This is a genomic window from Arthrobacter sp. Hiyo1 (assembly GCF_001263615.2).
Taxonomy (GTDB): Bacteria; Actinomycetota; Actinomycetes; order Actinomycetales; family Micrococcaceae; genus Arthrobacter.
The window spans coordinates 21438-29611 of the sequence record NZ_DF952478.1 but is presented as its reverse complement, the minus strand read 5'-3'; the positions used below and the strand labels follow the sequence as shown (position 1 = coordinate 29611).

11 protein-coding genes and 1 pseudogene are annotated in these 8174 nt (G+C 61.8%); 5 read left to right on the top strand and 7 right to left on the bottom strand.

The annotated features are described in order from the left end of the window. On the top strand, positions 1-692 hold a 692-nt coding region (locus AHiyo1_RS22490; RefSeq protein ID WP_172465711.1), incomplete at its 5' end, for a hypothetical protein. Positions 693-694: 2 nt separating this feature from the next. On the opposite strand, the gene AHiyo1_RS22485 is transcribed toward AHiyo1_RS22490, so the two are convergent. The 3 genes from AHiyo1_RS22485 to AHiyo1_RS22475 all read right to left on the bottom strand — a co-directional run bounded on the left by AHiyo1_RS22485 (position 695) and on the right by AHiyo1_RS22475 (position 3054). Then, positions 695-1543 (bottom strand): hypothetical protein, encoded by an 849-nt coding sequence (locus tag AHiyo1_RS22485; RefSeq protein WP_059390069.1) that lies wholly within the window; start codon positions 1541-1543, stop codon positions 695-697. Positions 1544-1635: 92 nt separating this feature from the next. After that, positions 1636-2160, bottom strand: coding sequence for a hypothetical protein (locus AHiyo1_RS22480; RefSeq protein WP_216363294.1), 525 nt, complete (start codon positions 2158-2160; stop codon positions 1636-1638). A 351-nt stretch (positions 2161-2511) separates the two neighbouring features. Then, the gene (locus AHiyo1_RS22475; protein WP_253257566.1) at positions 2512-3054 is read right to left on the bottom strand and encodes a nuclease-related domain-containing protein; all 543 of its coding nucleotides are present in this window, start codon (positions 3052-3054) and stop codon (positions 2512-2514) included. A 476-nt stretch (positions 3055-3530) separates the two neighbouring features. Here AHiyo1_RS22475 and AHiyo1_RS22470 point away from each other — a divergent pair, with 476 nt between their 5' ends. Both AHiyo1_RS22470 and AHiyo1_RS22465 read left to right on the top strand, forming a co-directional pair. Then, positions 3531-3827, top strand: a complete 297-nt coding sequence (locus AHiyo1_RS22470; RefSeq protein ID WP_059390068.1) for a hypothetical protein — start codon at positions 3531-3533, stop codon at positions 3825-3827. A 275-nt stretch (positions 3828-4102) separates the two neighbouring features. Next, positions 4103-4939 (top strand): DUF6994 family protein, encoded by an 837-nt coding sequence (locus tag AHiyo1_RS22465; RefSeq protein ID WP_059390067.1) that lies wholly within the window; start codon positions 4103-4105, stop codon positions 4937-4939. 422 nt (positions 4940-5361) lie between these two features. On the opposite strand, the gene AHiyo1_RS22460 is transcribed toward AHiyo1_RS22465, so the two are convergent. Beyond that, positions 5362-6243 carry a hypothetical protein gene (locus AHiyo1_RS22460; RefSeq protein WP_172465710.1) on the bottom strand — a complete coding sequence of 294 codons (882 nt, stop codon included), beginning with the start codon at positions 6241-6243 and terminating at the stop codon, positions 5362-5364. A 308-nt stretch (positions 6244-6551) separates the two neighbouring features. Here AHiyo1_RS22460 and AHiyo1_RS22455 point away from each other — a divergent pair, with 308 nt between their 5' ends. Then, entirely contained in the window at positions 6552-7301 is a 750-nt protein-coding gene (locus AHiyo1_RS22455) for a hypothetical protein (RefSeq protein ID WP_059390065.1), read from the top strand. A gap of 5 nt (positions 7302-7306) precedes the next feature. Continuing rightward, positions 7307-7555 (top strand): hypothetical protein, encoded by a 249-nt coding sequence (locus AHiyo1_RS24300; protein WP_148667720.1) that lies wholly within the window; start codon positions 7307-7309, stop codon positions 7553-7555. Positions 7556-7691: 136 nt separating this feature from the next. Here the strand turns inward: AHiyo1_RS24300 and AHiyo1_RS22450 are convergent, their stop codons facing one another. The 3 genes and pseudogenes from AHiyo1_RS22450 to AHiyo1_RS25120 form a co-directional block, all read right to left on the bottom strand. Continuing rightward, positions 7692-7871 carry a hypothetical protein gene (locus tag AHiyo1_RS22450; RefSeq protein WP_059390064.1) on the bottom strand — a complete coding sequence of 60 codons (180 nt, stop codon included), beginning with the start codon at positions 7869-7871 and terminating at the stop codon, positions 7692-7694. A gap of 27 nt (positions 7872-7898) precedes the next feature. Beyond that, positions 7899-8042, bottom strand: coding sequence for a DUF4113 domain-containing protein (locus tag AHiyo1_RS28430; RefSeq protein ID WP_084784683.1), 144 nt, complete (start codon positions 8040-8042; stop codon positions 7899-7901). Further along, positions 7987-8174: pseudogene (locus AHiyo1_RS25120) on the bottom strand (hypothetical protein); the annotation flags it as partial. The gene AHiyo1_RS28430 and the pseudogene AHiyo1_RS25120, both read right to left, overlap by 56 nt.

The window sequence follows — 8174 nt, the reverse complement described above, 5'->3', positions numbered from 1 at the left end:
TGCGTCCCAACAACAACCCGACCTTCCAGATCAGCGTGGAGGGGATTGCCACCGGCTTCTCCATGTTTGAGGAGTACGAAAACCGGCCCGTGATGAACGAGGACGAGCTCAAGGAAGCAAAGTACGATTGGCAGCGGGTTCGGTCGACTGTACAAAAGGTCCGCTCGGGCAAGCTGGTGATCCGGACCGGTTCGCGCCACTCCCCTGTCTCATGGGCGGATCGGAAACGATGGAGCCTCGCTGACCGGCTGCCGGGCCTCTTTGCTTACGTCGAGCAGTCCACGGTGGAGACAATCGAACAGTGCACACGTAAAGAGCGCGAGCACATTGAACGCCGTCAGGCGTGGGAACAGGCACTCGAGCGGGCGAGACAGCTCCACGTGACTGACTTGAACCGCCGCCGGCTCGACGATCAGCTCGCCGCCTCCCGCCGGGCAGGGGACCTCCGCCGCTACGCAGACAGGATCGACCGCCTGGCCGATGCCATGGACGATGCCGAGCCGGCGCTCCAGGCCCATCAATGGGCGGCGTGGACGAGATCAGAGGCCGATTTAAACGATCCCCTGCTCCGCCCGACGGATCTGGCCTACGTCACGCCGGAGCAGATCAAGGACAGCGATCTGGAGGCCTTCATGCCTCGCGGGATGAGCGTATGGCGTCCTCCTCCCCCAGTAGACGACGCCGGGAGTTGAGTTCACCTATGTGGTTGGTCGACACGGAGTATCTCGACCGGAGTGCCCAGTTCGCTCTCAAACTGGGAGGCAAGCGCCTGGTGACCATGGGCGCGCAGAGCGTTGATGGCGTTCTGGGCGACGTCACCGACTCGCTTGATCTCTTTGCGCAGCTCGATCAGCTCGTCGAATCTCTCGACGTTCTCAGCCCCGCACCAAGATCTCAGCACGGCACGGATCGGCGCGGAAAATTCGCGGTCGACCTCTTCGGAGATCTCGGGTGAGATATAGTCGTCCCGCCGTCCTCTCCACTGGTGCTTACCGTGGATAGCGGCATACCGCGCCTGCTTCTCCTCATTCTGCACTCGCTGGAGGATCTTCTCCGCGTTCTGCTTGGCGACGGCGCGGGCGACGAGCTCGGTAGCCGGCCAGGGCGCGACGACCGTCCCGTCTTCCGTGAAGGCCTCCGGGTGGTCGGTCAGCTGTTCGACCCGAAGACCCAGCAGCGCAGCCAGCGCCTCCGGCTGCTTGACCGTGATCGAAGCCCCGCGCCGGTAGTTGACGGTGGCGAGTTCGGTGTCCACATACTCGTCGAAGATCTCGCTGGCGGCGTCCTCTCTAGGATCTTCCCAGCCGGGGCCGGCTGCGCTCATTCGTGCCCAGCGCTCTTCGCGGGCCTGGAATTCCGCAGCTTGGCTCCACAGCACCTTGAGGCGGCCCGGTGGAACCCATTCCTCTTTGCCCTCGAACTCGTCGGAGACGAAGCGCACCAAGACCCTCGCAGGCTTCTGCGTTCCCTGGCGCACGACGCGCACTTCCACCAGGGGGTCGACACCTCGGCCGCGGTAGGCCCATGACTCACCGGGTTCCATACGGTGATCATCTCCCACCGTGCTCCGTCGAGCCAGCATTCCGGTCTGCGAATCGTTCCTGCACATGCAGGAACGCCGGCGTGCCCGTGAAATCAGCAGCATTCCAAGGGTAAAGCGCTGCGGGGCCATCCTGATCGACGCGGCCGCGCCTCGGGACCTGTTTCCGTAGCGATTTCGGCACTAGCGCCGTCTGACCGCTCGTTGCCGAGTTGCTCGCGGACAACGGCGATGTCCGTCGCAGGGTCGCGCACGATCCGCTTCGACTTGACGACGAACGCGGACTTTTCGATCACCACAAGGCGCAACCCCTGCTTGGGGACGAGCAGACGCTTGCGCTCGTCGTAGAGGCGGCGCTGTTCTCCGCGGCCTACGCCGGAGACGGTCTGGCGTCGGTCGAAGAACGGCGAGGGCTTCGAATGCTGCTCCTCATGGAACTCGACCACTAGCCCGAGATCCGGCCAGTAACAGTCCACGGGCAGTCTTGTGCCGAGAGGACGCGCAGTAGATGGATCGCCGCGAAGCCAATCGAACGTCGCCTGACGGCGGCCGCTCGCGCCGACGACCTCGTCGCACAGGTCGAGAACGTAGTGCTCATCGGACTCAGAGCGGCCAGGCATGCGGCAATTCTCGCAGAACCCGGCTGAGCGTGGACAACGGGAGGGACCCGCCGTTCAGAAAAGGGTCGCGTGACGAACACTGAATGGACCGACCTTGAGCAGTCGTGAACTGCAGCGGGAAGCTGCGGCATTTTCGCAGGCGTGGAACGTCACCCCTAGTGCCCGAATCCGGTTTCTTAGCGCCGAACGGCTTCGATCATCGACACCTGAAATCACGCAGATCTGAATCGGGAGCTACCGCCTCACGCGTAGCCGCCACGTCAACATCGCCGACTGTCTCCGCGGCAAGCACTTTGGCTAGCCGTTTCGGCCAGAGCACGTGAACGCCACGAGTCGAGAACGCGCCCCCGATCAGGGCCAGTCGGCTTCGACGAAGCACAGCACACCGGTAACCGGAACATCCCCGACGAGGTCGCGCACTAGGTCGACCTGTTTGAGCACCCCATCGACCAGTTTCGTGCAATCGCGCCGGCCAACGAGGAGCCTCTCGACGCGTGGGCGAAGGATGCCGCCCTCGATCTTCAGTTGAGGCCCTCCCTTGTACCGCTTGGCATCGATCACCCAGATTCCACCGGGAGTGATGGCGATGTGGTCGATGTTGGCCTTCGACCCGGGGATGAGGCGGTCATGAAGCACCGCGAGGCCGTCGGGGGCCAAGGAGTCGAGACGAGCCCCGAGGCGTTCCTCGCCGATCGCACCCTGGTCCCAGGCCTTGGTGCTTTGCCGCTCGTCAGATAGGGCGACTGCGAGGCCACCGAAGCGACCCCACTTCTCGCGAAGCCTTTCCTCGTCCTTCGTCTTGCGGCGCTCATATTCGCGTCGGGCTGACGATCCGGCTACTCCGGACTCATCGGCCGACAACTCATCATCAGCTCGTTCCAGGTCGGTGGACATGGTTTCCGTAGACTCGGTGGCACACTCCAAGCAGCGGACGGTTTTCGTCTCGCTCTCATAGATCGCTTCTGTCCTGGCCGGAAGAGGGACACCGCACACCCTGCACACTCCGGCGTACCGGAGCCTCATCTGCTTCATGAGGATGCACTTTGGATTACTGGCAAGGACCCAGCCTGCTGGTAAATCACGACGGTTAGACCGCGGACGCGTTTTGCCATGGCTCAATCCTTACCCAGGGCTCGAGTTTTTCAGGGCGTGCCGCGCGTACGGCTGTCGAAGACCTTGCAAACTGTCCCAGTGAAGGAATCCACTTACCGGGCGCTCCACCCACGTGCGGTGCTGGATCTTATGGGACTTCGTTGCCAAGGTGCCTTGACAGGGTACCGTCGTAAGTTCAGGCTGACGCTATGGCGAGATACAGCGGCGGACCAACCGTCCATAGGGCAATGAAGGGGCCTCGATCGACGGGAGCCTCCATGTCGAGCCCACAGAGCTGGAAGGCAGAGGTAACCGTCACCCTGGAGGCTATCCAGCAGGTCCGTCAGACGTGCGACCACACTGAACTCACGACTGTGAAGTACGCGCGGAAGGCGGGCCTGTCCTGGGCGGAGATCGCCACCGCTCTGGGGGTCACGCGCCAAGCGGCATGGGAACGATGGCACGAAATCGACGAGACCCTGCCCAAGAGCGACGCATGGGGCCTTCTCACTGAACGACACGGATCCCGAGCAGTTTCGCAGTCCCGGGTAACGCACCATCGCTGCCACCTCTGATCCCACGCGATTCGACCTGAACACCATGTCGGCCCCGGAAGTTGAACGGGACACGTCCGCGTTTGCTGAGGACTGACCAAAGGCAGTGCCTAGTAGCTGGCTATGCTCGGGACATGGATAAACCTCCGAGCAAAGGGATCGTGAAGACCTGGCATCCGGAAGATGGGTGGGGTTCTATCAAAGTTGATGGCCTAGCCGAGGAGTGTTTCGCTCATTCTTCCTGCATCGCGCAATCAGGCAATGAGTTTCATGGCCTGGTCCCGGGCGATCACGTGATGGTCACTTGGCACTATGCCCAGCAGGATAACTTCTCTGCCATTGCAGACCTGATTGAGCCCTACAGTCCTGTGCGCGTCTTCGATACTTCATTCGACTACAAGACCGACACCCCTGCTAAGACCAGGCCCGACCCCGACAAGGACAGCCAGAGGCTCCGGTTGGACCATGAACTGCTGTGGACGAAGGAACTTCGCCCCGGGGTCTCTTTCGCCCCGAGCGTTTCATCGGCTCGCCGGAACGAGTACCTCATCTTCACTGACGTCTCCGAGGCGAGGCATTGCTACGGCAGCGACACGATCACCAGCTCCTACACCACTTGGGTGAAGCCGAAGGCTCTGGTCAACGCCATCGCCGGGCTGGACGATGACCAGCGATCACGCTACCTGAACCCTCCGTACACCATCGGCAGCGCGATGATTTGGCCCCTCAGGAAGAAGGACCAACCCACCATGAACACCGCACGAGGGCTCCGGCTGTCGGTCGCTGACCGCATGGACCTCACCCTTGAATGCATCCGGCGTCACTACACAGGAGAACCAGGGAGCCCCCTTGCCGATGTCACCAACGCCTACGAGGACTTCTTCGCCCTCTTCCACGGGTTCAAGGAGTTCGTGGACTTCTTCCATTTTCAAGACCTCATGACGCCCGACTACGCCGAGGTGCTGTTCTACCTGCCGTTCGACAACTTCAAGCGTTCCGGAACGCCGGCCACAACCGAGGAGTACGTGAAGTACAGGGAAAGGGCACTGGAGTTCATCGCAGCACGGAACCGTCGGATGGTCGAGTGGGTCATGGAGTACCACCCCGAGATTGAGGTCCGCCATTCAGACTGACTACGCGGAGACGTCGCAGGCAAAGACGAACCTGGACTGGCCGGCATAGATGACTGTCAGTCAGGGGCATAGTCCGCGCATTGAAGCCGCCCTGTCATGACCACCATGACGTCCTGCGTGCGTTTCCAATCCGGGCCGTACGCCTCATTTGCGAGGATCTTCGGCACACTGTTCCGGATCGTGATTGGTTCGAAACCGTCGCTCCGGCACGGCCCGCACCTGGTAGCCAGCGCGTCAGGCGTCGGGGGCAGCCAGCCAGGCAGCACCCGCGTTGGGCGACACCGGCGCTCGTGATCAGATCTGCTTCATTGCCGCAACCGTACTCCTGAGGACATAGTCACACTGTCTGCTCGATATAAGGTCGGTCTCCTTAAGGTCAACGATAAGTCGAACCTCTGACGCTGATGTGCTTCATCGGCTGCTTACTCGCCCTCGTCGAGTTGCTTGCGCAGCCGCTCTACCTCAGCCTCCGCTGCCGCGAGCCTGGCCTCCACCTTTTTGCGATCGACGTCCGGCTTCTGCGCCGGAACCGGAGGCGTTCTGGAGACCAGCCAGCCGATTCGCTGGTAGCCGGTGATCCGCTTCGCATAGCTGCACGCACGGCACTCCTGCTCAGGCTCGGGCCGCGGCCAATTTAGCCCGATCATCTTCCGGACGTGGTCTCGCTCGGGGCCCTCCTCGGGCCACCCCTCCTGGCCGCCGGCACTCCACCACTCTTTGAAGTCCGCACGCATCTGCGCAGCACGCTGCTCAGAGACCAACCGCGGCCCGTCGTCTGGCTTCCATCCGACTTTGGTGATGACGCTGGTGGAGACGTGACCGCAAGAGAGCTTGACCGTCCAGAACGCCGACGAGTGAGGCTCAACCTGACGGGTCATGGCCCAGTCCTCGGCACTCATCCCGTACTTCGGCTCCTCCGGGTCGGCAGGGAACTCCTTCACCTCGCTCTTGATCCACTCGACGATGTCGCGATAGTTCTTCTGCGCTGGGCCATGATCAGCCGAACACCGCAGCTCACCGACTGGGAACCTGTACCCGGTGAGTGGGTCGGTGTCGCTGTTCTCATCCGGGAATCGGTCGCTCCCATAAGTGAAGACCTCCCGCGTACAGCCGCATTGCAGCTGCACTCGCCAGCGGTACATATCTTCAGCCTTGGGGATGAAGATCGGCCAGAATTCCGGCTTGTAGCGTCGGCGCAACTCGGCGACTTCTTCCTCGAACAGCGCGAGCACCTGCTTCTGCGGTCGCGCCCTGCCGGGCACGTTCGTGAGCAGGCTTCCCGGACCTGTGCTCTGGTTAGTCATCACGTCGGTGTTCATCCTCCAATAATCCGCCACCTCGCTACGCGTTCGGTACCCACGTAGGCTCCCGCCGACGCGGGTGAAAACATCCGGGGGAGTGAATTGACCTCGCAGCATCACCGTCCTTTGGCAACACCCTGGCTCGCTGTCGGCCTCGTCTCTTTCGGCCCGTTGATGCCCCGGCCACGACTGCGCCGAATCCCAGGGGTTACGCTCAGGTGGTTGTAGATAGCGCCTCGTCCGAAAGGGTGTGGCGCTTTTCCTTTCCGCCAGATCCAGGACATGTCGGAGGATCTCATTAGGCTGGCCAGATGACCTCTCAACTGCGATTAATCGACACCGCCTCGGATTGGCTGTATTCGGTCCTTTCGAATCCCGACGGCGACGTCGTCCTCACGAGCCCCTACCTCTCCCATGCCGTATGCAGGAGCATTGCCGGCGCGGCGATCGGTTCCTCCCGCTCATGGACCCTCTACACGACGCTGGATCCATATGCCGTGGCGAGCACGTTCCTCTCGGTCCCGGGAATGGCGCTCATGCTCGACGCGGGAGTCAAGGTTCGCCACGTTGACCGACTTCACGCCAAATGCTTCATAGTGGGCAGTCGAGGGATGCTAGGATCCGCGAACCTCACCGGAGCAGGACTGGGCAGTTCGGTGAATGCGAACCGTGAGCTTGGTGTCGAGCTGGATCCGGATCAAATTGAGAAGACCCGGACGATGATCAACGCCTGGCCTTCCCGATCAGTATCGAGGAGCGATCTCGACGACTTGGCCGAGCAAGCCAAGAGGCTACCGAAGCCCGCTCCGGGGGTGAGGGACCAGGACGAAGACTCAGCGCTTCTTGACATCGAACGGCTCCTTGCCGATGCTCGGGAACCGGAGCGATCTCTCTGGGTGAAGGTTGAGGACGGTGCTCCGGTCTTAGACCATTGGCGGCAAGAGTGGAGATTTGCGAACCCCGGTTCAAAGCGGGGAGACAAATGGATCGGAGAACCCTCTATCAAGACCGGCGATCTCTCTTCATCTGCGCGACAGGGACCAAGGACTGCTACGTCGTAGTCGAAGTGACAACAGATCCGGAGCTTCTGCCGGAGGACTACGTCGAATGGGCTGCTTACCGGGAGGGCGAGGACCCGGAGCGATGGCCCTGGGTCAACCGCACTAGGCCACGCCTTGTTCCTTCGAGTCTCATCGATTTCAAGTACGAAGACCTCCGTGGAGGAAAGAAACTGCCTCGTGGAAGCCGTTTCCGGCTGAGCCCTGAGGAGTTCGTCGCGGGTGTCCGAGTACTCGCTCAACTGCCGACGGAGTGATCCACTCGCCATAAGGCGGATCATCCGATCCGTATGGGATGGCACCCTTCGTGTCTCAGGATGAGGCAGAAGCAAATGAACACACACGCGTCGAAATGTGGCAACGTTGAAACGCTGAATCAGTCATCAATTCAGGTCATCGATCGGTGCGGATGTTGAGGACGCGAAAGCCATCTGGAACCAGGTCGCGAGCAAGAGTCAGCGCCGCTTCATAATCATCGGCCTCAGCCTTCACTCGCTGGTACAGGTCGCGATCCTCTTGATCTTCTGGACCCGTGAGAGGGCCGATGGTGAGTACGACTTCCATGCTGGCCATTCTCCCATCCGTCGCGTGTGAGCCGCGCTATGCCACGGCGACGGGCAGCTCATCCCAATGTGTCGTGCATCGCTTCGAGAGCATGGCGCGCTTCATCTCCCAGCCGGCGGGGTTTTCATGCCGGCGAGTCCCACGCCCACCGCCTGGCCGCCGAGCTTGCGTTGATGGCATCGATTGCCTGACCAACTCCCCTGCCCTCGAACTCCGGTTGGAACAGCGGCAGCGCCTGCACGCCGTTGGCCGCTCTGAGATCCGTGAGCACGACGCCAGCCCTGGCGTAGCGGATGCCCGGCACGGGGAACA

Coding starts and splice junctions, on each gene's coding strand:
- AHiyo1_RS22485 (WP_059390069.1), bottom strand. CDS start 1,543: ATGGAACCCGGTGAGTCATGGGCCTACCGCGGCCGAGGTGTCGACCCC.
- AHiyo1_RS22480 (WP_216363294.1), bottom strand. CDS start 2,160: ATGCCTGGCCGCTCTGAGTCCGATGAGCACTACGTTCTCGACCTGTGC.
- AHiyo1_RS22475 (WP_253257566.1), bottom strand. CDS start 3,054: ATGTCCACCGACCTGGAACGAGCTGATGATGAGTTGTCGGCCGATGAG.
- AHiyo1_RS22470 (WP_059390068.1), top strand. CDS start 3,531: ATGTCGAGCCCACAGAGCTGGAAGGCAGAGGTAACCGTCACCCTGGAG.
- AHiyo1_RS22465 (WP_059390067.1), top strand. CDS start 4,103: ATGGTCACTTGGCACTATGCCCAGCAGGATAACTTCTCTGCCATTGCA.
- AHiyo1_RS22460 (WP_172465710.1), bottom strand. CDS start 6,243: ATGACTAACCAGAGCACAGGTCCGGGAAGCCTGCTCACGAACGTGCCC.
- AHiyo1_RS22455 (WP_059390065.1), top strand. CDS start 6,552: ATGACCTCTCAACTGCGATTAATCGACACCGCCTCGGATTGGCTGTAT.
- AHiyo1_RS22450 (WP_059390064.1), bottom strand. CDS start 7,871: ATGGCCAGCATGGAAGTCGTACTCACCATCGGCCCTCTCACGGGTCCA.
- AHiyo1_RS28430 (WP_084784683.1), bottom strand. CDS start 8,042: ATGCCATCAACGCAAGCTCGGCGGCCAGGCGGTGGGCGTGGGACTCGC.